Origin of the sequence: Bradyrhizobium liaoningense, from assembly GCF_018130955.1 — a bacterium.
Classification (GTDB): domain Bacteria; phylum Pseudomonadota; class Alphaproteobacteria; order Rhizobiales; family Xanthobacteraceae; genus Bradyrhizobium; species Bradyrhizobium liaoningense_C.
Genome location: NZ_JAFCJM010000006.1, coordinates 1 through 26940, shown reverse-complemented (window position 1 = coordinate 26940; position 26940 = coordinate 1). Strand labels below are relative to the sequence as shown.

At 61.8% G+C, this 26940-nt stretch carries 29 protein-coding genes and 2 pseudogenes; 13 read left to right on the top strand and 18 right to left on the bottom strand.

All coding sequences use genetic code 11. The features are described 5' to 3' along the window. Positions 1-347: 347 nt before the first annotated feature. Complete coding sequence (gene ccmA, locus JQ632_RS06745; RefSeq protein WP_212401511.1) at positions 348-974, top strand: heme ABC exporter ATP-binding protein CcmA; 627 nt, start codon at positions 348-350, stop codon at positions 972-974. A 124-nt stretch (positions 975-1098) separates the two neighbouring features. Further along, the gene (gene ccmB / locus JQ632_RS06740) at positions 1099-1761 is read left to right on the top strand and encodes a heme exporter protein CcmB (RefSeq protein ID WP_212401510.1); all 663 of its coding nucleotides are present in this window, start codon (positions 1099-1101) and stop codon (positions 1759-1761) included. Between the two features lie 97 nt (positions 1762-1858). Here ccmB and JQ632_RS06735 read toward each other — a convergent pair whose 3' ends face one another. The 8 genes from JQ632_RS06735 to JQ632_RS06700 form a co-directional block, all read right to left on the bottom strand. Continuing rightward, a complete protein-coding gene (locus tag JQ632_RS06735; RefSeq protein ID WP_212401509.1) occupies positions 1859-2335 on the bottom strand; it encodes a cytochrome c-type biogenesis protein in 477 nt (158 codons plus the stop codon). Then, positions 2332-4329 (bottom strand): heme lyase CcmF/NrfE family subunit, encoded by a 1998-nt coding sequence (locus JQ632_RS06730; protein ID WP_212401508.1) that lies wholly within the window; start codon positions 4327-4329, stop codon positions 2332-2334. Before JQ632_RS06730 ends, JQ632_RS06735 begins: the two co-directional genes overlap by 4 nt. A gap of 42 nt (positions 4330-4371) precedes the next feature. Continuing rightward, the gene (gene ccmE, locus JQ632_RS06725; RefSeq protein ID WP_212401507.1) at positions 4372-4824 is read right to left on the bottom strand and encodes a cytochrome c maturation protein CcmE; all 453 of its coding nucleotides are present in this window, start codon (positions 4822-4824) and stop codon (positions 4372-4374) included. 3 nt (positions 4825-4827) lie between these two features. Then, positions 4828-5526 carry a c-type cytochrome biogenesis protein CcmI gene (gene ccmI, locus JQ632_RS06720; RefSeq protein WP_212401506.1) on the bottom strand — a complete coding sequence of 233 codons (699 nt, stop codon included), beginning with the start codon at positions 5524-5526 and terminating at the stop codon, positions 4828-4830. A gap of 155 nt (positions 5527-5681) precedes the next feature. Continuing rightward, positions 5682-6305, bottom strand: a complete 624-nt coding sequence (locus tag JQ632_RS06715; protein WP_212401505.1) for a DsbE family thiol:disulfide interchange protein — start codon at positions 6303-6305, stop codon at positions 5682-5684. After that, the gene (ccmD, locus tag JQ632_RS06710; protein WP_312015576.1) at positions 6302-6454 is read right to left on the bottom strand and encodes a heme exporter protein CcmD; all 153 of its coding nucleotides are present in this window, start codon (positions 6452-6454) and stop codon (positions 6302-6304) included. Before ccmD ends, JQ632_RS06715 begins: the two co-directional genes overlap by 4 nt. Positions 6455-6464: 10 nt before the next feature. Further along, positions 6465-7238: a heme ABC transporter permease gene (locus JQ632_RS06705; RefSeq protein WP_212401504.1), complete on the bottom strand. Its 774-nt coding sequence runs from the start codon at positions 7236-7238 to the stop codon at positions 6465-6467. A 383-nt stretch (positions 7239-7621) separates the two neighbouring features. Next, complete coding sequence (locus JQ632_RS06700; protein ID WP_249151503.1) at positions 7622-8284, bottom strand: cytochrome b; 663 nt, start codon at positions 8282-8284, stop codon at positions 7622-7624. A gap of 502 nt (positions 8285-8786) precedes the next feature. Here JQ632_RS06700 and JQ632_RS06695 point away from each other — a divergent pair. The 5 genes from JQ632_RS06695 (at position 8787) to hemC (ending at position 13744) form a co-directional block, all read left to right on the top strand. Further along, positions 8787-10235, top strand: coding sequence for a cbb3-type cytochrome c oxidase subunit I (locus JQ632_RS06695; protein ID WP_312015575.1), 1449 nt, complete (start codon positions 8787-8789; stop codon positions 10233-10235). Continuing rightward, complete coding sequence (locus JQ632_RS06690) at positions 10232-11560, top strand: c-type cytochrome (protein ID WP_212401503.1); 1329 nt, start codon at positions 10232-10234, stop codon at positions 11558-11560. Before JQ632_RS06695 ends, JQ632_RS06690 begins: the two co-directional genes overlap by 4 nt. Positions 11561-11569: 9 nt before the next feature. Further along, positions 11570-11812, top strand: coding sequence for a hypothetical protein (locus JQ632_RS06685; RefSeq protein WP_212401502.1), 243 nt, complete (start codon positions 11570-11572; stop codon positions 11810-11812). Between the two features lie 13 nt (positions 11813-11825). Next, a complete protein-coding gene (locus JQ632_RS06680) occupies positions 11826-12272 on the top strand; it encodes a cytochrome C (RefSeq protein ID WP_212401501.1) in 447 nt (148 codons plus the stop codon). A gap of 536 nt (positions 12273-12808) precedes the next feature. Beyond that, the gene (gene hemC, locus JQ632_RS06675; protein ID WP_212401500.1) at positions 12809-13744 is read left to right on the top strand and encodes a hydroxymethylbilane synthase; all 936 of its coding nucleotides are present in this window, start codon (positions 12809-12811) and stop codon (positions 13742-13744) included. 327 nt (positions 13745-14071) lie between these two features. Here hemC and JQ632_RS40235 read toward each other — a convergent pair. The 7 genes and pseudogenes from JQ632_RS40235 to JQ632_RS06650 form a co-directional block, all read right to left on the bottom strand. Beyond that, positions 14072-14194 (bottom strand): annotated as a pseudogene (locus JQ632_RS40235) (5-aminolevulinate synthase); the annotation flags it as partial. 726 nt (positions 14195-14920) lie between these two features. Beyond that, complete coding sequence (locus tag JQ632_RS06670) at positions 14921-15154, bottom strand: DUF6894 family protein (protein ID WP_212401499.1); 234 nt, start codon at positions 15152-15154, stop codon at positions 14921-14923. Between the two features lie 375 nt (positions 15155-15529). Continuing rightward, a complete protein-coding gene (gene nhaA / locus JQ632_RS06665) occupies positions 15530-17398 on the bottom strand; it encodes a Na+/H+ antiporter NhaA (protein WP_212401498.1) in 1869 nt (622 codons plus the stop codon). Beyond that, on the bottom strand, positions 17395-18105 hold the full coding sequence (locus JQ632_RS06660) for an ATP-binding protein (protein ID WP_249151500.1): 711 nt from the start codon (positions 18103-18105) through the stop codon (positions 17395-17397). Before JQ632_RS06660 ends, nhaA begins: the two co-directional genes overlap by 4 nt. A 5-nt stretch (positions 18106-18110) precedes the next feature. Further along, on the bottom strand, positions 18111-18395 hold the full coding sequence (locus JQ632_RS39310; RefSeq protein WP_249151497.1) for a hypothetical protein: 285 nt from the start codon (positions 18393-18395) through the stop codon (positions 18111-18113). Between the two features lie 418 nt (positions 18396-18813). After that, positions 18814-19701, bottom strand: coding sequence for an oxygen-dependent coproporphyrinogen oxidase (hemF, locus tag JQ632_RS06655; RefSeq protein ID WP_212401497.1), 888 nt, complete (start codon positions 19699-19701; stop codon positions 18814-18816). A gap of 25 nt (positions 19702-19726) precedes the next feature. Beyond that, positions 19727-20023: pseudogene (locus JQ632_RS06650) on the bottom strand (7-carboxy-7-deazaguanine synthase); the annotation flags it as partial. A 1179-nt stretch (positions 20024-21202) separates the two neighbouring features. Here JQ632_RS06650 and JQ632_RS06645 point away from each other — a divergent pair. From JQ632_RS06645 to JQ632_RS40010, 6 genes are all read left to right on the top strand, one after another. Next, positions 21203-21598: a DUF4440 domain-containing protein gene (locus JQ632_RS06645; protein WP_212401496.1), complete on the top strand. Its 396-nt coding sequence runs from the start codon at positions 21203-21205 to the stop codon at positions 21596-21598. Between the two features lie 135 nt (positions 21599-21733). Then, entirely contained in the window at positions 21734-23023 is a 1290-nt protein-coding gene (locus JQ632_RS06640; protein WP_212401495.1) for an MFS transporter, read from the top strand. A gap of 100 nt (positions 23024-23123) precedes the next feature. Then, positions 23124-24041 (top strand): NADP-dependent oxidoreductase, encoded by a 918-nt coding sequence (locus tag JQ632_RS06635; protein WP_212401494.1) that lies wholly within the window; start codon positions 23124-23126, stop codon positions 24039-24041. 279 nt (positions 24042-24320) lie between these two features. Then, positions 24321-25034, top strand: coding sequence for a glutathione S-transferase N-terminal domain-containing protein (locus JQ632_RS06630; protein ID WP_312015574.1), 714 nt, complete (start codon positions 24321-24323; stop codon positions 25032-25034). Next, the gene (locus JQ632_RS40400; protein WP_212401492.1) at positions 25031-25402 is read left to right on the top strand and encodes an NAD(P)H-dependent oxidoreductase; all 372 of its coding nucleotides are present in this window, start codon (positions 25031-25033) and stop codon (positions 25400-25402) included. The genes JQ632_RS06630 and JQ632_RS40400 overlap by 4 nt, the downstream gene beginning before the upstream one ends. Further along, on the top strand, positions 25297-25545 hold the full coding sequence (locus JQ632_RS40010; RefSeq protein WP_212401491.1) for a hypothetical protein: 249 nt from the start codon (positions 25297-25299) through the stop codon (positions 25543-25545). Before JQ632_RS40400 ends, JQ632_RS40010 begins: the two co-directional genes overlap by 106 nt. Before the next feature lie 262 nt (positions 25546-25807). Here the strand turns inward: JQ632_RS40010 and JQ632_RS06615 are convergent, their stop codons facing one another. The 3 genes from JQ632_RS06615 to JQ632_RS06610 form a co-directional block, all read right to left on the bottom strand. Further along, complete coding sequence (locus JQ632_RS06615) at positions 25808-26017, bottom strand: hypothetical protein (protein ID WP_212401490.1); 210 nt, start codon at positions 26015-26017, stop codon at positions 25808-25810. Then, positions 26014-26196, bottom strand: coding sequence for a hypothetical protein (locus JQ632_RS39300; protein WP_249151491.1), 183 nt, complete (start codon positions 26194-26196; stop codon positions 26014-26016). The genes JQ632_RS06615 and JQ632_RS39300 overlap by 4 nt, the downstream gene beginning before the upstream one ends. Before the next feature lie 144 nt (positions 26197-26340). Continuing rightward, positions 26341-26940 (bottom strand): AAA family ATPase (locus JQ632_RS06610; protein WP_212401489.1); only part of this gene is annotated, 600 nt, incomplete at its 5' end.

The following is a 26940-nucleotide window of genomic DNA, read 5'->3' as shown; positions in this document are numbered from 1 at the left end:
TTGGGACGCTCGACCATCCAAAGAAAGCCGTTTGAGGGCATACCCGCCGATTTTCGACACGCTTCCGGACAAGAGAGGCGATGCGCTCGAATTCAGTCTTTCTATCACGTGGCCAGTTCGCATGGGTCATCACGTGGCATATCTTGCTGCCGACGTTCACAATCGGGCTCGCATCCTTCTAGTGGGCAGCGCCGAAGAACTGAACTTCCTCATCGTCTTGAGCGGTTCTCCCCAACGGCGCCGCCTTTCGGTCGAACACGTTGATCCAGAATCGTTCATTTCGATAGGCCCTCCAACCTGGCATTCGAAAACAATCCGAATGGGACAACGGGCAACTGGAGATGAAAATGAACATCACGCAGCGGTGCAATCTCCTGATCGAGGATCTTTCCGTCGCGCGCGGCGAGCGCGTGGTGTTCGGCGGCGTGTCTTTGCGAATGGGCTCGGGCGAAATCGCCGAAGTGACGGGTCCCAATGGCGTAGGAAAATCCACGTTTTTGCGGGCGATCGCCGGTTTCTTGCCACTGGGATCTGGCCGCATGTCATGGGTGGAGTCCGAAGCCATGGATTCCGCGCCCCTGGCAGAGCGCCTCCACTATGTGGGCCATCTCGACGGGCTGAAATCGGCGTTGACGGCCCGCGAAAACCTCGAGATCGGGCTGGGAATTTTGGGCCGAGGTCGGCTAACCCCGTTAGAGGCGCTGGACCGTATGGAGTTAGCCCACGTTCTCGATCTGCCTGTCGGCTATCTCTCCGCGGGGCAGCGTCGCCGTGTCGCATTGGCCCGACTCCTGATTGCCGATCGCCCACTATGGCTGCTCGACGAGCCGCTAACCGCGCTCGACCAGCACGCACGCGCCTTGCTGAAGGTTATTGTGGCCGACCATCTAGGAAGCGGAGGATTGATGCTCGCCGCGACCCACGAACCACTCGGTCTGCCGGAGACAATCCAAGTCAGGCTCGGAGCGATGTGAGGGTCGTGCCGTTGGGGTGCAACCTTTACCCCCGTAGCCGTCGAGGTCGGGAGAGAAGAGGTCTCGCCCCTCTGCCGATTTCTCCGGAGCGGTCTCGACGCGATAGTGACGCCGGACGGAGGCCATGAGCCGTATTCTCCTTGTCATTTTTCTTCGCGACCTCATGCTGGCGCGCCGCATCGGTGGAGGCGGGGTTCTCGGCCTGGTCTTCTTCCTCAGTCTCGTGACGATCGTACCTTTCGCGATCGGACCTGACCTGCACTTGCTGTCGCGCATCGGTCCAGCCATTCTATGGATAGCAGCGCTCCTCGCGAGTCTATTGGGCCTTGACCGTCTCTTCCAGGCGGATCACGAGGACGGTTCGCTGGACCAGGTGTTGCTATCGCCGGCGCCCCTAGAACTCATTGTTCTGGTGAAGTGCGTGGCCCACTGGTTTGTCACGGGGCTGCCGCTCGTTGTACTCTCGCCTTTGTTTGGCCTGATGTTGGATTTGGACGGCCCGGCGCTCAGGGCGGTGGCAGCAACGTTGTTGGTTGGCACGCCGGCTCTCACCTTTCTAGGAGCAATCGGTGCAGCCCTAACCGTGACGCTGCGGCGCGGCGGTCTTTTGCTGTCGATCCTGGTCGTGCCACTAACCGTACCGGTGCTGATCTTCGGTGTCTCGTCGGCGCAGAGTGGCACAGTGCCCTTTCTGACGCCCTTTCTGGTCCTCAGCGCGCTCGGCCTCGCATCCATCGCCCTCGCCCCAATCGCCGCAGCCGCAGCACTTCGCGGCGCGGGAGAATGACGAGCGCATGCAGCGAAAAGAGATGCTTCGGGGGTCGCTGCCGTGGAACGACTCCGTACGTCTCCGAAGTTGAGGCGGCTTGACCCTCAGGAAATGCCTATAACAGAGTATCGGTGTCCAACAGAGCCGCGAGCCGATCCCGCTCGGCTTGACTTAAGGGCGCTGCCGGCGTGGACTGCAGGCGGCGCAAACCGAACAGGAGAGCGATGCCGCCCGCTGCGAGCATCAAAGCGGGCATTCCCCAGAGGAAGGCGGTTTCCAAGTTGAGTGGTGGTTTCAGCAGGATAAAGTTCCCATAGCGCTTTACCAGAAAGGCGCGGACCTGCTCGTCGCTCTCGCCGAGTTTAAGTCGTTCGCGCACCAGCAGTCGGAGATCCCGCGCGAGCTCTGCTTTCGAATCGTCGATCGATTCGTTTTGGCAGACCAAGCAGCGCAGCCCGCCGGAAATAGCGCGCGCGCGTGCCTCAAGTTTCGTGTCGGGCAGAACCTCGTCTGGCTGCACCGCCCTTGCCGAGCTGGGCGCGAGGCCTGCAAGTACGATCGAAAGCAGAATAATGCGACAAAGCGAAGTCATTCGGCGGGCTGCGGCGCTGCGGGGGTGGCGGCGGGGCGGACGCGAGCTGCGCGGCGCGCAAAGCCGATTCTGAGGCGTCTATCGGACAACGACACAATCCCTCCGAACGCCATGATGACGGCGCCGATCCAGATGGCTGTCACAAGCGGCTTCCAGAACATGCGCGCATCGATTGAGCCATCCGGGTGCTGGTCTCCGAGCGAAATGTAGATCTGGTCAAAACCCAGCGTCACGATGCCTGCCTCGGTGACGGCGGTCTGTCGTGCAGGAAAGCTACGCTTGGCGGGCTCGACGGTGGCCACGGCCGCGCCGCCTCGGCTGATGACCGTATGGGCCAGGACTTCGGAATAGTTCGGGCCCTGTCGCGATCGAAGATTCTCGATGGTGGCCTGATAGGGGCCGAGATCGATCCCCTGGCCTAGCTTGACAGTCGCGATCCGCTCCACGCCCCAACCGGTCGCCGCCAAGCCCATGAGTGTCACGCCAAGGCCAGCGTGAACGATCGCCGCCCCCCAGGCGGAACGCGGCAGCCCGACCGCTCGGGCCAGCATCACCCGAGCGGGCTGCCCACGTGCCCAGATACGCGACGCCACATCGGCGAACGAACCGACGATGAGGTAGAGCGCGAGGCCGAGACCGACCGGGGCGAGGACGGGGCCGCCTCGGATGATAGCAACGAGCACAAGGGCGACGACGAGGCCCCCCAAGGCCGCGACCGTCACCCGTTGCGCCGCACCGAGCAGGTCGCCACGCTTCCAGGCGAGCGACTGACCAAGCGGAATCAGCAGAACGATCAGCGCTACCAGCGGACCGAGCGTCAAATTGAAAAATGGTGCGCCGACCGAGATCTTGTCCCCGGTCAGAGCCTCGAGCGCGAGCGGATAGAGCGTGCCAGTCAGGACCGTAGCGCAGCAGGTGGTCAGCAGCAGGTTGTTGACCGCGAGCGCGCTCTCGCGTGAAACGGGCGCGAACAGACCACGCTGGCTCAGGGAAGGTGCGCGCCAGGCATAAAGCGAGAGAGAACCGCCAATGAACACGGTCAGGATGACCAGGATGAAGACGCCGCGCGCCGGGTCGCTGGCGAAGGAATGAACGGAGGTCAACACCCCCGAGCGCACCAGGAATGTGCCAAGCAGTGATAGTGAGAATGTAAGTATCGCCAGGAACAGCGTCCAGATCTTGAGGGCTTCGCGTTTCTCCATGACGGCAGCCGAATGCACGAGCGCGGTACCCGCAAGCCAGGGCATGAGCGACGCGTTCTCGACCGGATCCCAGAACCAGAACCCGCCCCAGCCTAGGGTGTAATAGGCCCAGTACGAGCCCATGGCGATGCCAAGCGTTAGAAATATCCAGGCAATCAGTATCCAAGGCCGAACGTAACGGGCCCAAGCGGCGTCTAGTCGGCCGCTGATCAGCGCCGCCACCGCAAATGAGAACACGATCGAGGAACCGACATAACCGAGGTAAAGAAGCGGCGGGTGTATCGCGAGGCCCGGATCTTGAAGCAGCGGATTGAGGTCCTGGCCTTCAAAAGGTGCCGGAAACCGTCGCACGAAGGGATCGGAGGTGAACAGGATGAAGCAGAGAAAAGCAAGGGAGATCCAGCCTTGGACCGCTAGCGTATCGGCGCGCAATTCCTTCGTCATGCCGCGCCCGAGAATCGCCACTGCCGCTCCGAATGTCGCGAGGATCAGAACCCAAAGCAGCATGGATCCTTCGTGATTGCCCCAGACGCCGGCGATTTTGTACACAAGTGGTTTGGTGGTGAGCGAGTTCTCGGCGACTGTCAGGAGACTGAAGTCGGACACCACATGGGCGTAAGTCAGTGCCGCGAACGCATAACCCAACAACAGGAACTGAGTGATTGCAGCCGGGACCGCAATGGAAGCGAGTCCAGAATCACCACTACGGGTCCCCCAGAGCGGCAGAACTGACTGAAGCAACGCGACGGCGAGAGCCAGAGCGAGTGCGTAGTGTCCGGTTTCGACGATCATCCTTTCGCTCCCATCGGTTGTGATGTTTCGTGGAAGGCGGCGCTATTGCGCTCGCGCGGATCTTTCGTTCCGCCAAGTGCCTTGTTGCTTAAGTTTGTCGGCTACATCCTTGGGTATGTATCGCTCGTCGTGTTTGGCGAGCACGGTATCAGCCTGAAAGAGGCCTGGTCCCTCCACCGTGCCCTCGGCCACGACGCCCTGTCCTTCACGGAAGAGATCCGGCAGCAATCCAGTGTAGCTAACCTTGATGTCGTGCTTCAGGTCGGTCACTGCGAAGACAACAGTCGACGATCCACCATAGGTAAGTGAGCCAGGTTTCACCAGGCCGCCGATGCGCAGACGGGTTCCTCGCGGCGGCGCTTTTTCGACTATCTCGGTCGGCCCGTAGAAGAAGACGATACTATCACGCAACGCAAACAGGATGAGCCCTGCTGCGATGGCTAAAGTGAAGCCCGCTGCGCTGATGATAGCGAGGCGCCTGCCCTTTCTGGTCAACGTCTACCCCTTCAAACCAAGCTGCCTGACGAGTTCATCGATGCGCGCTGCAGCTTGCGCATCGCCTGCTAATTGGGCACGTGCGCTTGCGACGGCCGCCTCGGCCTCCTGGCGTTCACCCAATACGACGTAAGACCTAATCAGTTGCAGCCATCCCCGAAGGTCATGGCCGTTCTTCGCGAGCTTATCGGCGAGCCCTCCCACCATCCCGCGGATCGCGTCGCTCCGCAGCTCCGGAGGAAGCGCTGCGATGTCAGCCCGGGCGTGGCCGGCGTGGATGTCAGGAACGGCGGCAGCGAGGGTGACGTCCCCACCCGTGCGCCTCGATGCGATCGGCATGTCAGGCTGGCTGGGAGCGCCAACCTTGAGGTATGACGCGAGCGCGACGAGTGGCAGCACTAGGACGATCGCCAAGGCTGCAGCAGCGCGCCTCGGCTGCCAGCGCCGCGACGCGCGCAGCCGGCTCTCCGACGGCGAGTCGAGTGACGCGAGCAGCCGGCGTTCGATCTCGGCACGCGTCGCCACGGCATCCTCGGGCGCTACGAGTCCGCGGCGGACGTCATCATCCGCCTCGGCCAGAAGGCCGCGATAGAAATCCACGTCGGAATCGTGAGCGCCAAAGCTCTCGCACCGCTCAGAGAGCGACCGGGCCAGCGCCAGCACGACCGCGGACGTCATCATTGCAAAGACGGCCCACAGCACGTTTCAAGGCCTCCGTCCGTTTTCGCTACTGCGCAACGCACCACGTTGTCGGGCATCCGCTGTTCTTGAAAATCGGACTGCTTCTGGGTGTGCGCTTCCATGGTCCGATCGTTCACTCCTGAATAATGTAAGTAGGGCAGCTTGTAAGGCAGTCGTCATGGACGTTCTGCCTCGGCAATTGCGGCCATCAAGCCAGGTCGGCTTGCGTCCGAGATGCCACCAACCAGCTTGTAGGCGATTGTGCCATCGCCCTTGATCACATAGGTCTCGGGGACACCATAGACCCCGAAATCGATCCCCGTTCGGCCGGACCGGTCAGTGCCAACCTGCGCAAAAGGGTTCCCGTTGGCGGCGAGATAGGCTAGCGCGTTTCTGGGAACGTCCTTGTAGACGATGCCAGCAAGCTTCACCCCCTGTCGCTGCAACGTCCGGTCGCTGGCCAACGCCATCAGCGCCCCTTGCTCCTCCTGGCACTCGAGACACCATGACGCGAAGACGTTCACGATGGTCACGTGTCCCCTCCGCAGATCCGCGCTCGACAAGCCAGGTGGACCGGACGTCGAAAGCCCATCAAGTGGCTCCAGCGCAAACTGCGGTGCTGGCTTGCCGATTAGGGCCGAGCGCACGAGCGATGGGTCTCCGGCGCCGAGCCGCACCAAGAGTAATGCCGCAATTCCGAAGAAGACTAGAAGCGGGATAATCACCCACAGCCGGGCGAGCGCGCGTCGAGGGGCCGCGGCGCTCGATGGGAGGTGAATCGAGGCTGGAATTTTGCTCATGCGCGTTTGTTCGGATCCGAGTGATCAGGTAGCAGGCGTCGCAAGCTCCGGAGCTGAACGCGATAGTCGATGAGGACCGCCGCGATCATCCCGGCCAAAATGGTGCCCGTCACCAGAAAAGCCGCCGTGATGAATCCACCATGCAGCACGATGATCTGCTCAGGAGGCTACTTCGGCAACCAGCATGCGAGCCATCGCGGGTTCGCCCGCGGCCGCCAGCGTGATCGCAAGCCGCCGTACTCGGCGTCGCATGATCTCGTTACGGACCGCCATTACGTGGAGGGTTGCGAACAGAAGCGTGTATGCGAGCGCCATGACGATTAGTGGCCACAACATCGAGCCAGCAATCGCCGAACCCTCCATCCGGAGAACCGAAGCCGGTTGGTGGAGAGTATTCCACCAATCAACCGAGAACTTCACGATCGGAATGTTGATGAAGCCTACCAAGGTCATGATCGAAACCGCTCGTGCCGCCCTACTCGGGTCCTCGATCGTTTGCCAGAGCGCGATCAGACCGAGATAGATGAGAAACAGAACCAACATGGAGGTGAGCCGTGCGTCCCAGACCCAATATGTGCCCCACATGGGTTTGCCCCACAGGGAGCCTGTGACGAGGCAGATGAAAGTGAAAGCTGCGCCCAGCGGCGCAGCCGCCTTTTGAGTTGCATCGGCGAGTGGATGACGCCAAACTAGGGATCCGAGCGCAGACACTGCCATGAACGTGTAGGCAAGCATCGCTATCCAGGCGGCTGGGACGTGGACGTACATGATGCGCACCGTCTCGCCTTGCTGGTAGTCGGGTGGCGCGACGAACGTCCCAAATAGACCAAGCGCGAAGGCGAAGGCTGTCGAACCCCAAAGCAAAGGCACCAGCTTTGCGGCAAGACGCACGAAATTGCCGGGATTGCTGTAGGGGGTGAAGCTCAGCTTCAAATTTCCGATCTCCTCGAAGCCATCCTGCAGGTAGGGAATTCGCTCACTTCCGACTGCGGCTCGCGACGAAGGGCCGTGCCATTAGGGCGTCTGCAAGCCGATGAGTATTGCATCACACGGGAGACGATTTAGCCAATTATCGTCAGTTATCGTTTCGATGCCCACGCCAGAGGTCTCCACCGCGTGAAAAGGCAGATGATAAGACAATCATCGCGGCCGGTGCTCTCGACGCGGCTCGCCAGCAATCTGTCGGAAGGTCGTCGGCTGAGTCCGGAGGCTATCTGCATTGGTGGCAATCAGCGAGCAACTCCCTTCGCACGCGATGCGTACAGTCCCGTAGTCCCCGCAAGAATGCATGTCGAAGGGGGCACAGGACTAATCATTCACGAGCCCGGAGCCATCGACTGAAAGACTTCGTCGCGCAGATAGAAGTAGTGGAAGAGGGCCGCGGCTGCATGCACGCCGGCGACCCAGAGGATAGCGTTGCCGAGGGTGGTATGTATTTCCATGATCAGCTGCCCCAGTCCATGCGCCTTCGCGATCTGGGGGGCGATGTCGAATCCGGGAAGGGTGACGGGAATCCCCTCGAGCCAGGTACCGAGCACCGCCGTTGCTGGAATCGCGATGAGGAGCACATAAAGCGCGAACTGGACGAGTTTAGCGGCCGCCGCCCTCCATCGCGGTGTCCGCTGCTTCGCGGGCGCGCTGTCGATCAGCCGCCATAGCAGCCGCAGCACGACGACCATGAAGACCAGCACTCCGAGCGTCTCGTGAATCCTGCGGAGTCCGTCCGCGGCGGCGGAATAGAGCGAATAGCCGTCGCCCCTACTCAGCACATACGCGGCGAGAACCAGCACGACGGTCAGCCAATGGAGGGTCTGAGCGCCGGCGCCGTAGCGAGAGGAAGTGCTGCGCAAACCGATTATCAACTCCGATGCCCCGCCGCGGCGGTTGATGAACGGTGGCGACGCGTCGCCAGAGATTTGAGCGCTTGGCAGGTTGGCCGATTGCCTGCCTCGCTCGACTTTATCGTATAACAAACCCATTGCTCAGAGGTCCCCAATCGGTGTCCGAGCGTCCAGCACTCTTCATCCCAGACTGCAAGAGGGAGTCGCCGCGGCCACGGAGATTGGGTGGCATTCGCCAAAAGGCAACTGCCGGTTAGCTTCGTTCCGTCGTGCTCACAACCGAAGAAGCGGCGGAAGTCTTCGCCACTGAGTCATACGCCCCGGCGACGTCGCGGACCGGCATGCCGGACTTGGCCTGCTTCAATCGCGGACCGCCCCCACTCGCCGCCCCGCCCGCGCGACGCACGCCGGAACCTCGATTGGTCCAAGGGCGTCAACGAAATCTCCGCAGGTTCGGCTGGTGGCATTCCTCGCTACAGCGTCACGCGGCGGCGGCAATAACGATCGTCTATCGACTCTATGGCCAGAGGTGATTTCCGTCGCCGGCGTTGCAAGATCATTCTCGAAAACATCGTCGTACCAAAACTTTCAGTGTCGCCACCCAGACTCGATACCAGATTGTGAAGCCGGGAGGCTCGATGTGCAAAGCAACGAACTGGACAACGTCGCCGAGAAGACGGAGAGGCGGATGATGTCAGACAGCGCTGCGGCCATTCCACTTCGCACAGGCGCTCCGGATGACCGCGTTCTGGCGCGGGTGTTCGCCGCTTACGTGGCGTCGGCGGCAATCTGGCTCGTATTCAGCACAGCCGTGGGACTCCTAGTCAGCTTCAAATTCGCCTATCCCGATTTCGCGACCACGCCGGCGCTGTCGTTCGGACGGTTGCGTGCGATTCACACCAGCGGAACATTTTATGCGTGGGCGAGCCAGGCGCTGATCGGGCTTGCGCTGTTCGTCGCCGCGCGTAGTTCCGGCGCGAGGCTCTACAGCGAGCGCCTCGCATGGATCAGCCTTGCACTCCTTAATCTCGCCGCGGTACTGGGCACGGTCACACTCGATCTCGGCTTCACCTACGGCCAGGAGTATCGCGAATGGCTGTGGTGGATTCGCGTAATCCTTGGACTTGGCTTGATCACCGCGGTCTTGAATATGATCGCCACTGTCGAGCACCGGGAAGGCGAGCATATCTATATTTCCAACTGGTATACTATCGGGGGCACGCTGTGGACGATTGTCATGGTCGTGGTGTCGATGCTGCCGTGGTACCAGTTCGGACTGGGCCAGGTCGCGGTACAGGCCTTCTTCATGCATAACGCTGTCGGACTATGGTTCACACCCCTATCGCTTGGTGTGTCCTACTATGCGCTGCCGAAGCTCCTGAACCGTCCGATCTATTCGTATTCTCTCGGCGTCTTTGCATTCTGGACCAATCTCATCTTCTATCCGATCATCGGCGCTCATCATTTTGAATTCAGTCCACTACCATGGTGGCTGCAGACTACGGCCATCGTCTTCAGCGTGGCCATGCTGGTTCCGGTGCTGAGCGGCACCGCGAACTTCCTTCTCACCTTCCGGGGGACTCACGAATGGATATATCGCTCGCCCGCGATGTTCATCCTAGTCGGCGTTTACGGCTATCTACTGGGTTCAACGCAAGGCACACTCGAGGCATTCCGCTCGCTGCAGCAGCTCTGGCATCTGACCAATTACACCGTAGGGCACTCGCACCTGACGATGTATGGCTTCGTCACCTTCGCGATCTGGGGCGGGATCTATGCGCTGTTGCCGCGCGCCACCGGCAAGTATCCCTACAACCTGGCCATGGGCATCCATTTCTGGCTGTCTGCCGTCGGTGTTGTCATCTACGTTGCGGCGCTGTCGGCCGCCGGCACCATTCAGGGGCTCGATTGGTTTCGAGGACTCACCTTTATCCAGTCGGTCGAAGATGCCGCGCCATATTGGTTGTGGCGTTCCGTCGGCGGCTCGCTGATGTTCGCCGGCCATCTCGTCTTCGCTTTCAACGTCTGGACAATGACCTACGGTAGGTCCTACGCCGAGCTTGCCGCAGCCAAGACGGTGTCGGCATGAACAGGTCATTGGCAATTTCTGGCGGTTCAACGCTGATCTACGCTGGATTAGCGATTCTTATGGGCGTGCTGCCGGGGATCTGGCTATCGAAGGTACCTCCGACGCCGGGCCTTAAGCCACTCACGCCACTTGAGGCGCGAGGCCGTGATGTCTATGTCTCGGAAGGCTGCTTCTATTGCCATACCCAGCAAGTACGTCCGCTCTCCGGAGATAAACCCTTTGGCCGTCCGTCTGCGCCGGGCGATTATGCCTACCAGACCACTGAATTGCTGGGTTCGGAGCGCACCGGTCCCGACCTGAGCAATATCGGCACGCGGCAATCGAGCAGCATATGGCAGTACATCCATCTCTATCAGCCGCGCGCAGTGGTGCCGCAATCAATCATGCCGGCCTTTCCCTGGCTGTTCAGGGTTGTGGACAAATTACCTCCCGGAGAGAAAGCGGTGCCATTGCCGCCGCAGTTCGCGCCAGGCGGTGTCGTCGTCCCCAACGACGACGGCAAGGCGCTGGCGGCCTATCTGTTGTCGCTGAAGCAGCCCGCGCTCGTTCCGACGCAGTCCGGCGCCGCGCCTTTGGGTCCTTCGAGCGAACCCCTAGGGTTTGATGCCACCAAGGGCGCAGCATTGTTCGCCGACAACTGCGCATCCTGCCACGGCGCGGAAGGCAAGGGTGTGCCGGGAACGTTTCCGCCGCTCGCCGGAGATCCCATGGTTAACGCCGCAAATCCCACGGCTCACATTGGCGCGGTGCTGCACGGACTTAGCGGAAAGGTGATCAACGGTCAAAAATATGAAGCGCAGATGCCAGCGTTCGCCGATCAATTGGCTGATCAGCAGATCGCCGATATCATCAACCACGAGCGCTCCTCGTGGGGCAATCGTGGTGCCTTGATCAGCGCGGCTGATGTCGTCGCGGCCCGAGCCAACGAACCACTGCAGAAGCAGGCAACGTCGCCGGAACAGGTCTCGCCGGTAGCGGCCCCTGCACCGAGTTTCGATGCCGCGGAAGGATCGAAGCTCTTTGCCGACAACTGCGCCGCCTGTCACGGCGCCGAGGGTAAGGGCGTGCCGGGCACATTTCCGCCACTTGCGGGCGATCAGGTCGTTAATGCCACTGACCCTGCCGAACACATCACCACCGTGCTGCGCGGGCTTAGTGGCAAGGCGATCAACGGCCAGAAGTACGAGGTAGAGATGCCGCCGTTCGCCGACAGACTCTCTGATCAGCAGATAGCCGATATCATCAATCACGAGCGAACTTCATGGGGTAACCAAGGGCCGTTGGTGACGCCCGCCGACATCACGAAGCTCCGCGCCAACAAATAGGAGGCGATGATGACCGATACGATTACCGCCTGGATACTCTCGGCGCTTGGCTACCTGTGCACTGCGCCTGCGACCGCTGGTGGCGCCGGCGATCATAGTCTTGCCGGCCCACTTCTCGGCAACGTGCTGGTGGCGGGCGGGGCTGGGCTCGTGACCCTCAGCTGCATCGTGGCGGCGCTGTGGATGCTCATCGACCCCGGCGAACGGGATGCCAATCATCCAAAATATCGCGTCCTGCATGCCGACCGGTAGAGGAATGCAACACGTGTCCGACCCGCGCATCCGCATCTACCTCGACGAAGCGCCCGATCCCGTCACCGATCAGCGGCCACCGACAGAGATAGCGCTCGACACCAAGAGACTTGCCGACGGCGAGCACGGCCTCCGCATCGAGGCCCAGGACGCCACCGGCCAGGTCGGCGTCCGACGCCTTCGATTCCAGGTCCGTAACGGCCCCGGGATCACGGTCAGCGGGCTTGGCGATGGGGCGGTCGTTCACGGTACGCTGCGCTTCATGGTCAACGCGTTTGGAGCCGAAGAGCCGTTCGAGCCGCACCGGGCCGAATCGCCCTCGCCGATCCCCGTTTGGGTGTGGGTGCTGAGCCTGCTGATCGTTGCTTGGACCGCCTGGTATGTCGCAACGCTTTGGAACGTTCCAGCGGATTACGCGAAAACACCAACCTATTCCACGTCAATGCATCCATTCAAATAGCGCGCCCCGAGATCAAAGAGCTCAACGATGAGCTGGGGCTACTGACTCACCCGGATATCCGCGAGTCAAGACGAATATGCGCGTTCATGACACACTGCGTGGAGGTAATCAGAAGCGACGCGATCTGATCGAGGGCTATGGCTCTGACGACTGAGGGTTCTCTTGGGTAGCGTGGTCCCGCACATGATATTTCGATCATCGTTCCACTACCCTTATCGTTCCGTTCTGAACACACGTGGCGGCAGCTCACGTCCGGCGTTTCGGATCGCCCCTTCGACTCGAAAGGATGCATGGACGCATCGGCGCACTTGTATCCAAAGGCGCAAACTCCATTCTCGTCGAACCGGGACTCCTATTTCCTACTTCTCCGTTTCGGACGACAGTGAATTGATGAAATATGATCCGAGGGAAGATGCTCATGCAAAGACTACCGCACCGGAGTTCTGCCGTGCAGCTAAACGAGCAGGTGCCGATTTTATAGCTACTTGCGCAGCACCAGAAGTCGGCGAACCACTCAAGAAGCAAGAGGTTTGATCGTGGAAATTCGGGTCGGTACCAGGCGAAGTGATTTGGCCCGCTGGCAAGCCAATCACGTCGCCGATCTTATTCGTAGCGTCGAACCGGCCGCTGAGGTACGAACGGTCTTGATTAGTTCGGTTGGCGATAAAGATCGACGGTCGGGGTTTCAGCAGATTGGCGGCATCGGTGCATTCACGAACGAGAGTGAAGACACGCTTCTACGCAACGAAGTTGACCTGGTCGTTCATTCCCTCAAAGATCTTCCGACAAAATTGCAGCCCGGTTTGGTATTGGCAGCCGTTCCCAAAAGAGGGGATCCTCGCGACGCGATTTGCGGAGTTACACTAGATCAGCTACGACCGGGGCTGCGCGTCGGCACTGGATCAATTCGTCGCAAGGCTCAACTTCTCGCTCTATGCAATGGTCTGGATATTCGACCCATCCGAGGGAACGTTTCTCCAAGGCTGCGTAAGGCAAAGAACCGAGAGGGAATAGACGCGACTCTATTGGCAGCGGCGGGCTTGTCCCGGCTAGGGTTGCTGCATGAGGCCTCACAGATTTTAGACGCGCATGTTTTCCCGTACGCAGTCGGCCAAGGGGCTCTCGCGGTCGAAGCTCGCGAAGAGGATACGGCGCTCATAGCGCTGCTTCAAGAGATTGAAGATCGGCAATCGCGCGCCGAAGTGGATGCAGAGCGCGCATTAATGAGAAGTCTCGATGCGGGTTGCAGCCTACCCGTCGGGGTCTCTGCCACATGGCTCGCCGGCACATTAACACTTCGAGGACAGGTGACTCATCCGGACGGCCAAACGAAGATTGCCGATGAAAGCGTAGGTCTGGCCGATCAAGCCGATGCAATAGGCAGAAGTCTCGGGCACAAACTTCTTCAGCAAGGTGCGGAGGAGATATTGAAGGCTGCGCGCCGTACCGTGGAAGAGCAAAGGCCAATCTGAATCCGCTACCTAGCATGACGACTTTATGTTCTTGGGAAACCAGCATAGCTGGCAAACCGCCAGAACGCCGCATACGATTTCAGAGAAACGAGTTGCAAAGCCCGAACATGCCCCAACCGCCCGAAACCAAAGCTGTCGGGCGCGTTTGCCTGCCCAGCTCGAGCACTCGGCCGCAATTCGTGTCGGGCGCGTCAAGCTGCATCTCGGCTTAAGCGCATAGCAAACCTCTCGCAAGCCGGATGGGTTAAGGCCGCGCAGCGCTCGCGGGGCTCGGCGTCGATACGGCCGCCCGCGCCAGCACCCATGCGGGTCCCCTGCGCGGGCGTCCGGAGAATGCCATGTAGCGTTCGGGAAACGACCTGTGATGCGCTCGAAATCGGCAAACATGCGGTAGCGCCGTTCCTCGCGTAGGCGAGCAAGCACGGCGGAAAAGGAATGATCATAGGTTATAGAGCAAAATCTCCGTCCAGTTTGCGCTCAACGATTGGGACTTCCGATCCAAGGAGCCGCCGTGCCTGGGTCCGCTCAGGCGCCGTCCCTATCGGGCCTGAAGGGGACGGCCGGTCCTCGGGAGGGAAGAACCGGCCGCGGGGACCCACGGCGAAGGGACGGCGCGCCGGGGCCAAGCAGTTGGGAAGCTGTCTCCATCCGCTAGGAAAAATGGTATCCGACGAGGGATATCGATGCGAGTAAAGCAGTCCATATCTCGACAAATCGTGGCAAATGCATATCCCAGTGCATCGGCCACTTTCGCCATGAGAAGCGATCGCTTTCACCCTGAACTCCCTGCCGTCCTGTTCGCCGATCGCACGGCGCCACGCCAACAAGGCGCTCGGGCGAATGGTACTTCATCCGATGAGCGGGCTCCCATCAGGCTGGACTGCATCGAGACGTCAGCGAAGTCCGGAGGGGGTGACGGCCTGCTCGTGCCAATTTGCAGAAGAAGACAGACTGTGGAGCGCGGCAATGATCTTGATCACGAGCCCCAATGGCTCGCTGAGTTGCGGGGCGCCTGGTCCCGCAGCTCGCTGACGGGATCGAGGTTTCCCCCGACCAAGATGCGCGCTTTCATTGACCTTGCGGTGCCGAGGCTGAAGAGATGCCTTCGCGGTGCCCCAACTGCCTGCTTTCTAGGTGGGACCTTTGGCTCAAAGAATCGCCCGGACCATAGCGACCTCAATTCGGCTCACCGAGCACGAAAGTGAATGGCACAACGAAGAGCTCATCGCCCTGGTCGTCGCTGACATGCAGGACCCAGTCACGCCAATCCTCGAGGCTGCGCTCGCCGGTTAAGGATCGTACGACACGGGTCGCGTGATCGCGCGCCTCAGCAAGATCTTCCACCACGGTGCCGCGGCGATCGACGAACACCTTGTTCGTGTTCGAGCAGTGGAAATATACCTGGGTCATGTTCAACCTCCTTCACATCGCTGTGGAAGTGCCTGCGCATCTCCCCGGGGGCCTGGGGTCGCAGACAACGACAGGTGTTCTGTGGTTCCGTCCGGGCTGAGCTTGCTCAGGAACGCGGCCGTCGCGGCCGCGAAGCCGCCTCGACGGGCCGCCTGCCATGGGGGTTGGCAGATCCGGTGTAATAGCGCACCCGAGCCTGAGTAGACGGGCGCAGGCGGAGCCGCCGTGATCTCCATCAAGTGCACCCAAGGCTTCACGCCCGTATTGTGGAACAGTCCGACCGTCTCGCCATCGGCGAATGCTACTGTCGCACCGGTGGGTAGAATCATCGGAAAACCTCCAGTTCACGGTCGGGCATAGCTCCGCGCCAGCCGGTTATGATACTTGCACGCCGGCGCTCTGCGGCGCCTCTTCGAAAAGCTCCTGGCGCGAAGCGCCCCAGAGCAGAGCAGTCCCGACGACCGCCGAAAGAATCGACGCGGCGAACACGGCGATCTTGGCGGCCGAGAAGTCGGTGGCGCTTGGAAACGCCTGCCCGGCGATGAAGAGGGACATCGTGAAGCCAATGCCAGCGAGGGCTCCCGCCCCGGCCAACTGCCGCCACGTGTACTCCGCCGGCTTGACGCATATGCCCGCGCGCACTGCCGCGGCGGCCGCGAGGAAGACGCCGAGCGGTTTTCCTATGGCGAGGCCGGCGACGATCGCGGCCATCAGCCAGCCATGCCCAACGAGGACGCCCGGGTCGATCGTCACGTCCGCATTAGCCAGCGCGAAGATCGGAAGCACCGCGTAGCTCGACCGCGCGCCGGCGCGCCGTAGCAGCCGATCGGCGGGCGATTCAAGTCTGTCGTAGATCGCATCGAGCGCGTGCAGTGCCGGTGTGGAGGGGCCGTGCCTGAGCACCTCGCCCTCATGTCGGGCCTCGGAGGCGATGATGGTGCTCGCTTGCGTCATCAGGGCGGCCAAGTCAGCGGGCGGCCGCGTCGGAATGAACAGCGCAAGTACCGCGCCGGCCAGCGTAGCGTGGAGGCCGCCCATGTAGACGAAAGCCCACAACGCGACGCCCAACAGGAGGTAAGGTGAGAGAAGGTAGACCTTCGATCGGCTCAGCAGCGCCAGCGCAACCACAACAGCCGCGGCCGCGGCAAGATAGGCCGGATGGATCTCGCCAGAGTAGAACACGGCGACGACGACGATCGCACCGATGTCGTCGAAGATGGCCGCTGCGGTAAGGAAAATGCGTAGCTCGACGGGGACTCGGACGCCCATCACGGCGATCAAGGCAATCGCGAACGCGGTGTCGGTCGCCATCGGAATACCCCACCCGCGCGACCACGGCCCCGCAGGAATGACCAGCGCATACAGAAGCGCCGGCACGACCATGCCGCCGAGCGCAGCGGCAAGCGGAAGCGCGACGGAGCGGCGGCTCGCGAGGTGGCCAACTGTCATCTCGCGCTTCACTTCCAAGCCCACGACGAGGAAGAACACCGTCAGCAGGCCGTCATTGACCCAATGAAGGATGGACATCCGAAAGATTGCATTGCCTAGGCTCACGCCGAGCTCCTGGCGCCAGAGCGCCTCGAAGGCCGGGCTGATCGGCGAGTTCGTCAAGACGATCGCCGCCACGGTCGCGAGGACGAGCAAAAAGCCGGCGGACGGGCCCCAGCTCGCGAAGTCCAGGGTTGCCGTACGGACGCGGTGGCCGAGCGTGCCAAGCATCGCATCGACGAGAGAGCTCTCATCCCACGGCCCGTCGTAGCGCCGCCGGTTGATGTAGAAAGTCGGCGTGAATCTCACGCCGCTTGCGCGCGCGCTTGCGATGTCCGCCTCCACCCTCGCCCTCGCGCGCCGCATAGCGTCGCTGTCGCCGAGCACAAAGTCGGCGTTCACGCCGAGGTCGGCGGCCACCGCGAAGAGGTCGGCCTCTGTGAGCTGCATCGACCTCGTCATCAGCTTGATGTGCGCGGACCAGAACGCTTCGGGCGTCTGGGCAAGCTCGGCGAGCTCGGCGGCCCGAAACGAAAGGCTGTTGTCCGTGAGCGGCCTATGGCGGAAGGCGTAGCAGACGCGGTCGCCGAGTTGGTCGCGCGCTTGCGCAATGCGCTCGTTGGCAGCCCTGCAGTGCTGGCACGCGTAGCTGCCGTATTCGACGAGCGTGATCTCGGCGGCGGCGGGGCCGAGCACGTGGTCCTTCTCGTGGTCGACCGGACGGTCGAGGCGGCCGGGCGGGATCATGAGCTTCATCGCTGAACCGGTCTCCAGGCGCTCGCGCCCGCTACGACATCGGCGCAGCCCGACGCCGTGTTGACGACGTGGAATATTCTGCCGTTGAGTGACGGCGCGCACGCGATCTCCGTGCCGACGATACTGCTCTGTACCGCCGCATCGGCGACGCGCGGGAGAAAGAGGCGCACCAGCGTGCCGGCACCTCGCTCGCTCTCTATACCGATCGCACCGCCTCGCCCTTCGGCGAATCGCCGGACCTGGGCGAGTCCGAGGCCTGTGCCGCTGCCGGCGGCCTTTGTCGTGAAGTAAGGGGTGAACGCCTGCGACAGGACCTCCTCGGGCATGCCGACCCCGTCGTCGGCGACGATAATCTCGACGAATTCCCGTGCCGCGCTAGAGGAAGATTCGACGTTCCGCGCCGCGACGGTGATCACGCCGCCGTCCGGCATAGCATCGGCCGAGTTTCGGCAGAGGTTGAGCAAAGCGAAGTACAGCTCTTCCGGGTCGGCATTGAAGGCCCATAAGTCAGGGGCGATCTGGGTGCGGACCGCGATGTCCGGACGCAACGCCCGATCAAGCGGACCCGCTATCGCTGCAAGGCGACCGCCTGCGACAACCCCCTCGATGGACGTGGGACGCGGTCGCGCAGCGTCGAGGAGCTGTCGGCTAAGCAGCGCGCCTCGCGAGATTGCCTCCTGCATTTTGTCCACGATGGCCTCTGGCATCGCGCTCACCTTCGCCCGCCCGCCAGCGGCGACCACACCTCGCGCGTCGGACCGCGGACTGGCGCGGCACAAAATCCCCAGACTTCGCCGTCGGACCCGACGAGCGGGATCTCCACGCACCTCGCGATGAGGCCGCCACCGCCATCGCGCACGCGATCTGCCCTTGCGCTGAACGCACGCTGCACTCCAAGCGCGACGCCGGCACCATCCACGAGCACGACGATATCCTCTAGCGGCAGGCTTTCGACAGAGCCGGGGAATGAAACGCCAATTGTCTCTTTGATCTGCATGTCGGACTTCCTGGCCTGCGATCCTTCAACGGAACGCCGGCTTCGGCCCGATCACAAGAGCGGGCGACGATGGATCGAAGATTAAGTCCATGACGGTCGAAAGAAAAATCACACCTCGCCATGGAGTCGATAGCCGACCGTTATCGAAATGACTGATGGCGCCTGGAGCGCAGGGGCTGCGCGCCGCGTCTCTGCAAGGATTCGCCGAGCAGCAATGTTGGCCGATTGCCAGGCAACGAGCGCAGTGGTCCAGAACAGTTGGCGATGTCCCAACGAACGGTTGTCGTGGCGGGATCGCCCGAACTCCTCGGCGCACTCGGCGGCGACATGGTTACAGGCGATCTCGGGACGGCCATAGGCCGACAGGATGGTGTCAGCATGTCGATCAGCATGGCACGCGGCAAAGGCGGCATCATCGTCACGGCCACTTCACCTCTGGCGGCAGCGACGACAGGATCGAATCCACATTGCCGCCAGTCTTGAGCCCGAAAATGGTGCCGCGGTCGTAGAGCAGGTTGAACTCGACGTAGCGTCCTCGGCGGATCAACTGCTCCCCGCGATCGGCCTCGGTCCACGGCGCCGTAAAATTGCGCCGCACGATTTCTGGATAGATCTTCAAGAAGGCCCGGCCGACGTCCTGAGTGAAGGCGAAATCGGCCTCCCAGTCGCCGGAGTCCTGCCAGTCGTAGAAGATGCCACCGATGCCGCGCGCCTCTTTCCGGTGCGGCAGGAAGAAATATTCATCGCACCAGTTCTTGTACTTGTCGTAGTCGGCAACGCCGTTCGGCCCTGAGCACACCTCCTTCATCGCGGCGTGGAAGGCGAGCGTATCCGGATCGTCCTGCGTGCGCCGGCGGTCGAGCACGGGAGTGAGATCGGCGCCGCCGCCGAACCAGGCTTTGGTGGTGACGACGAAGCGCGTGTTCATGTGCACGGCCGGCACGTTCGGATTGCGCAGATGCGCGATCAGCGAGATGCCGGAGGCCCAGAAGCGCGGATCCTCGGATGCGCCCGGGATCTGAGCGCGAAATTCCGGCGCGAACTCGCCATGCACGGTCGAGCAGTGCACGCCGACCTTCTCGAACAGGCGGCCTTGCATGATCGACATCAGGCCGCCGCCGCCGGGCGCACCGCTGTGGTCGGTGCGCTGCCAGGGCGTGCGCACGAAACGGCCAGCCTCGCTCGGATAGAGCGCGGCCGGTGCGTCGTCCTCGAGCCGCTCGAGGCTTGCGCAGATGTCGTCGCGCAGCCGCTCGAACCAGGCGTGCGCACGCGCCTTGCGTTCATCGATCGCTGATACGTCCATGTGCCTGTCCTGTCTTGATGCCCGCTCATCTGATCCCGAGCGTCTTGTGCGTCTGCACGCTGAGCCGCCATTGCGTATAACGCAGGCAATAGTCGATGGCGCGCACCGTGTTCTCGCCGATCTCGGGCCCGTCCATCGGCTGCAGCGAGAAGTGCTCGAAGGCGAGGCCCTCGAAAGCATCCGGCATCGCCTTCTCCCGCGGATAGACCAGCTTAAGCTCGTGGCCGCGCCGCAGCACGAGCTCGGCGCCCGCTTTCGGGTTGACGCAGGTCCAGTCGAGTCCGTGCTGAGGCAGGATCGTGCCGTTGGTCTCGACGCCGATCTTGCACGATCCCGACGAACCCGCGTATCACCGCCAGCGCTGATTCAGCCAGGTGCCCTTCGGACCAAGCAATTCCAGAAAACTTGGCGATGCGCTACCCGACATAGGTGCAGTGGCGCCAAACACCGGCAAAGCAGTTGCCGCGGGCAGAAGTGAGCCCCGCAGAAGCCAGCCACCCGCGCCGTCACGATCAGATAACATTCGGGGTGATTGTGCGTGATGTGAACTCCTGTTCAGTAGCGCTTGACGTCCGCTGTGTGTCTTCGGCGATGCGGCCGTACGAACGTATGCAATCCCGACACGTCGCCGAGTGGTACCCGCGAGACCATCCCGTACGCGGAGTATCCGCGGCCATCGTTCGAATAGATGGAGAAGGCGGGTCCGCGGCTGCGGGCGCGGCGGGCTCTGAAACTTCCCATGCCACGCGTCGCAGGAGCGCGGAAAGAACGACCGTTACGCCCAGAAATTTGAGGCTGCTCATGTTATCCTCTTACGTGCACGCAACCCAAATACAGGCGACGATGGATCGAAGATTGAATCCATGATGATGGAAAGGAAAATTACCTCGCGCCATGGAGTTGATAGCCGACCGTTATCGAAACGACTGAGCGCCGCTGCAGGAGCTTTGCGCCGCGTTTATCCGCGAGGACTCGCCCGCGCACCACTGTTGCCGGTACTCTCGCGGCTATCTTGCCGGCTGCGCGGCGCTGCGGTCGGCTATCGGGATGGTAGCTCTACTAGCCGATTACACGGCAATACGGCTGGCGGCGCGAGCGCCGTCGTAAGCCGAAGCGACGGCGCCGCGGTCGCTGAAGACGGATCAATTGCTCGGTGACGAGTGCGTTGCGTGCGCTCTCTTCGTCGAGAAGTCGGGATGGAGTGCGGGCTCACACCGTGGCGGTTACCGCCGAGGGAAATCACCACTCTTCATCGAATCGATAGACAATCGTTATTGCCGCTCGCCGCGCGGCATCACGCCGTCGGGGCCTGAGCAACTTGCCTTGATTTTTGAATGGAAGTGAGGACTGTCGCCGCACAATTCCGCGCCGCTATGGAAACTATAAGTACCGGCCATTGGAAACTTTCGTCCCGCGCTGCGACCAATGAGAGTCACTGTCCCAGATTTCATCGAGTAACGCCCAGGGCAAGCGTTTCAGCCGATACGAACAGGAGACCCTGATGTCCGACTCCTATCCGCTCCCTACTGAACCCGAAGGCAGTGTCACATCGCTGCTCGAGCGATTTCACTCCGGCAAGGTCAGCGCGATGATGGCATTGTATGACCCAGAGGCCGTGTTCATCGCAAATGACGGACGAACCATCACTGATCACACCGAGATCGCCGCCCGACTCGAGCGCGATCTCAGGCATGGTCTGCCGCTGAAGGCCAAGGCGCGCCATGTGTTCGTTCCCGGCGATATCGCTCAGATCGTGCAGGACTGGTTAATTGATGGCACAGATCCCAACGGCAAACACATGCATCTTGGAGGCTCGGCGAGCGATGTCGTGCGCCGCGGCGCGGATGGACGATGGCGGTACCTGATCGACAATAACCAAGGGACGGCGGTGCGATAGCCCCGCCTGACATATGTGAGCCACAGCACCTCTCAGTGTCGCCTTCAGCTTGGCGTCGACGATCACCGCCGCCTAGTGAAACCAACTAGTCGGAGATTTTGGATCTGTGCGCACGAATTCTCCGGAAAACGACGAATGCGCGGCTCGATGCAAAACTTGGCACCAGTAATCAACCGGGCGCACCGGGGCGCAACGCCCCGGCTGGCATTCTTATCTGCGGTATTTTCCCTGGTGGTCTCGTTTTCCGCGGCGGCCGCTCCAATCCCCCTTTACAACATCTACCCGGCAGGTGACGAGTTCAAAAACGCCGGCATCTCGATGGCCATCGTCGCCTACGCAGTCGGCACCATCGCCGCAATGTTGGTGCTGGGACGGCTGTCCAATCATCTGAGCCGGAGACTCACTGCGATCACCAGCCTCAGCCTTCTGCTGCTGGGCTGTCTGTTGCTGCTGAATGTGCACGATATCGGCACCCTACTGGCCGGTCGGCTCATCGTGGGCATCGGTACCGGGCTGGCCGGCAGCAGCCTGACCTCCTACATCGTCGATGCCGCACCCAGCAGACCAGAATGGCTAGCGTCTTTCGTCTCCAGCCAAGGACCGATGCTCGGCGTCGCTGTCGGTGCCGTCGCCTCCGGCGCCTTGGTCCGGTTCGGCCCCTGGGCACGCGACCTCATCTACCTCGTTTGCGTCTGCTTCCTATTACCTTCTGCTGCACTCGACGTCATCAGTCCGGAAACAGCAACTCCGACGCCGGGCGCTTGGCGATCGCTGCTTCCCAGAGTCAGCGTACCAGCTCGGGTCAGGCATCTGCTCCCTGTCGCGGCGGCGGTGTTCCTAGCCACCTGGGCGAGCGGGGGCTTCTATCAACCGTTCATGCCTGTGCTTGTCGAGGATCAACTCCACACGAGGAGCCCGTTGATCCTCGGACTGGTGTTCGCCGCCTATATGATCCCCAGCGTCCTCGGCGCCCCCATCGGCGGGCGGTTCACATCCGCGGTAGCCCAACGCGTCGGTATGATCACCTTCCGGGCCGGAATGATCGGCATCAGCATTGCGATCGCCGCCAGCACGCTGATGTTGTTCATCATCGCAACCATAGTCGCCGGCGCCGGCCAAGGCATCGCCATCAGCGCCGCCACACGCGGCCTGCTGCACGGCAGCACCCTGGCCGAACGGCCACCCATCTTCAGCGCGATCTACCTTCTCTGCTACAGCGGCGCCGCCTTCCCCAGCCTCATCTCCGGCCAACTTTCCAACACGTTCTCGCTACCGCAGATCGCGCTCGGATACGGCGGGCTCGCCGTCGTCGCCACCCTGTTCACTGTTCTCGGTGCACGCAATCCGCAAACCGACACGACGGGGAACAGCACGTGCGACAGCTCGAACGCTACCGGTTCACCAATACAGGGAACAGTGTCGTGAGGATCGTCGCTGTCTTGGGCGTCGCTTTATCCGGATGGAAGCGCAGATTATCGCCGGAACATATCCAGCAAAGAGACAAATGACCGAGGAGGCAATTCCCATGAAAGCGATCGTTGTGACGGACCAGGCTGGGGGAACGGCCGGGATGAAGCTGGTGGAGCGACCCGAGCCGCAGGCAGCGATAAACGACGTCGTCGTTCAGGTTCATGCGTCCGGATTCACCTCGGGTGAGCTGACGTGGCCTTCGACCTGGACCGATCGGCTCGACCGTGACCGGTCGCCGACGATTCCCGGCCAGGAGCTGGCGGGTGTTGTCACCGCTCTCGGCTATGGCACGACCGGACTGTCGGTGGGACAACGAGTGTTCGGTCTCTCTGACTCGTACCGCAGCGGCACCTTGGCGGAGTATGTGGCCGTGGAGGCACGCAACCTCGCGCCGCTTCCGGGCGACGTCGACTTCTCAGTGGGTGCGGCCGTGGCGATGCCCGGCTTGACCGCGTGGCAGGGACTGTTCGTGCACGGCCGCCTTCAGGCGGGGCAGAGCGTTCTCGTGCACGGCGCGGCCGGCGCAGTCGGCTCGATGGTGACGCAACTCGCACGTGAGGCCGGCGCCTACGTTATCGGCACCGGACGCGCTGCCGACCATCAGAAGGCGCTCGACTTCGGCGCGCAGGAGTTCGTCGACCTCGAGAACGACGTTCTCGAAGACGTCGGCGGAGTCCATCTGGTTTTCGACGTCATCGGCGGCGACATCGGGAAGCGGTCCGCCGACCTGATTCGAACCGGAGGAACGCTGGTAACTATCGCCGGGCCGACCGAGGCGCGGCCCGCCGACGGCTTGGCGATCGACTTTGTTCTGGTGTCCGATCGCGCCCAACTGAGTGAGATCGTCAAGCGGGTACGGGACGGACGACTGCGTACAAATATCGGCAACATCGCGACCCTCGACGAGGCCGTCGCCGCTTTCAATCCGACAAGGCGGATCAGCGGGAAGACGATCATCCGAGTTCGTCCGTGAAGAAACAGCGAAGGCGCAGGCGGTAGTCGCACAGATCCACCAGGCGCTTGCGGCCCAAGTTTCGTGAGGCCGCATGATGAGGCGGTTCGATGAGCGACTGATGCAGCGACGCCGAGGGGATCCACAGGGTGCCCCCTGCCTATCGCAAACAAGCGTGTACCGCGGCCGTATCGCTGCCTGCTTTTTTGGATGCGCCTGCGGGCCAGCTCAACGCGCATCCAAGTGGAGGATTCGGCGATGTCCCGGCCCAGCTCGGCCCATTCATCTAGGAGGAAGAACGTGACAATAGATCATCCAATTTTTACGCGCTGGCCGGCGCAGTACCCCGATCGGCTGCAACTCTTTTCTACGCCCACGCCCAATGGGGTGAAGGTCGGCATCATGCTTGAGGAAACGAGCTTTGCTTACGAGTCGCACCGGATCGACATCATGGCGAACGAAGCCCGCGACCCGGCCTTTCTCGCACTCAACCCCAACGGAAAGATTCCCGCAATCTACGACCCTGATGGGCCGAGCGGCACGCCGCTCGCGTTGTTCGAATCGGGCGCGATCCTCCTCTACCTCGCCGACAAGACCGGACAATTCATCTCGGCCGATCCAAACACCCGTTATGAAACGATCCAGTGGGTGATGTGGCAGATGGGCGGAGTCGGGCCGATGTTCGGCCAGGTCGGCTTCTTCAACAAATTCGCCGGTAAGGCTTATGAGGACAAGCGCCCGCGCGACCGCTACGCAGCCGAATCAGCGCGGCTGCTCGGTGTCCTCGACGAACGGCTCGCGGACCGCGACTGGGTGATGGGCGCTGACTACAGCATCGCCGATATTTCGCTGCTCGGCCGGGTGCGCAACCTGATCGGCTTTTACGAAGCACGCGATCTCGTCGGCTTCAACCGCTTTCTCCATGTGCAGGCGTGGCTCGACCGCGGCCTCGCGCGTCCGGCGGTGCAGCGCGGACTCGAAGTGACGGCACTGACCGAGGAGAGTAGATTATGAAGAGCATCCTCCATATTGATTGCAGCCCGCGCCCGGAGTCGCACAGCCGCCAGCTTTCGGGGGCGATCGTCAAAAAGATCCTAGAGGTCGCACCTGGCGCGAGCATCAGCCGGCGAGATTTTGCGGCTGCCCGTTTGCCGCACGCCGCGCCCGACTATGCGAGTACCCTGTCGTCGCCAGCCACGTTGGCGGCCCCGCTGAAGGGGTCGCTGGATCTTTCCGAAATGCTCATTGAGGAAGTCGAGGCGGCCGTGATCGTCCGGTGTTCATCGGCATCGCTTCCGGTGGTGTCTTCACCGGCGACCGGGCCAACCAGCCCGATTTTCTCACGCCGTACCTTGCGGCTGTGCTGGGCTCCATTGGGCTGAAAACCCTGCAATTCCTCCCCGTACAGGCCACCGCGTTTCTCGGGGGTGACAAGGCCACATCAGCGAGGGAGAAAGCGCTCGCGGCGATCGACCTGACGGTCATAGCGGAAGTCCCCTGTCCCGCGACTGTCGAAGGAGAGTGAAGCATAATGATAGTCAAAGAAGTCATGGCCGGCGCTCAGGTGGTGATCGACGTCTCTCGCTGATGTGACCGCCTGGCGCGCCGCCAACGGCGAATACCGCGCTCCGCTCTGAAAAACTGATCATGACTGCTTTGCTCGGACTCGGTCGCGCTCATCTCATCCCATCCTGGCGGATTTTCCTCAAGGCCTACCCGGATCGAGGCAAATTTGCTCCTCGCCATCGCGCGCAGAGTCTTTTTAGGAGCAAAACGACCTAGGGCTCCTAAGCTCCCCTGCCATCCTTTTTACCGAACACACAGCGCCATGCCGCAAGGCGCTCGCTCGGATGCTGATTCATCCAGTCGGCGAGCTGCGGTGCGCCCATCAGGCAGGATTGCATCGAGACGTCAGCGAAGTTCGAGGTGGTGACGGTCTGCTCGTGGCAATTTGCTGGAGAAGACAAACTGCAGAGCACGGCGATGATCGCGATCATGATAGAACTCCATCGCTGCGATCGACTTCTGCACCGATGAGCATATGGCTTGCGGATACATCGTCCGGTTGCTCGCGGACAGATGGCGGAAAGACACTGTCGTAGATCGCTCGGGCTTCTCGAATAAGCCGAGTTCGCTCCCGCTCGGACTTTGGAGCAAATCGAATAACCTCACCCATGCTTCACTCCTCTTATACTAAGAAAATCTTCCATCTGGTCATGTCTCCTTGACATCGACGTCGAAGCCCCGCGCAGTAACGAGGGGACAAACAACTGGTGAAGGGGTCGGATGATGTAAGGCACCGTGGTTTAGTTCGGTCGAGTTAGTAGGCCATGGTGCTGCTTTCCACCGGGCGATCGGAGCGATCGGCGTAGATATAGAGCGGGCGCGCCGTCCCCCCGATTACCTCGCGGGAGATCACTACTTCCTCCACACCTTCCAGGCCCGGCAGGTCGAACATGGTCTCGAGCAGGATCGCCTCGAGGATCGAGCGCAGACCGCGCGCGCCGGTCTTGCGCTCGATCGCCTTGCGGGCGACCGCGCCAAGCGCCTCATCGGCGAAGGTCAGCTCGATGTTCTCCATCTCGAACAGGCGCTGGTACTGCTTCACCAGCGCGTTCTTCGGGTCGGTCAGGATCTTCTTCAGCGAGGTCTCGTCGAGGTCCTCGAGCGTCGCCACGACGGGCAGACGGCCGACGAACTCGGGGATGAGGCCGTACTTCAGGAGGTCCTCGGGCTCGACGTGACGGAAGATCTCGCCGGTACGGCGGTCCTCCGGCGCGAGCACCGATGCACCGAAGCCGATCGAGGTCGAACGTCCCCGGGCGGAGATGATCTTCTCGAGCCCCGAGAAGGCGCCGCCGCAGATGAACAGGATGTTGGTGGTATCCACCTGCAGGAACTCCTGCTGCGGATGCTTGCG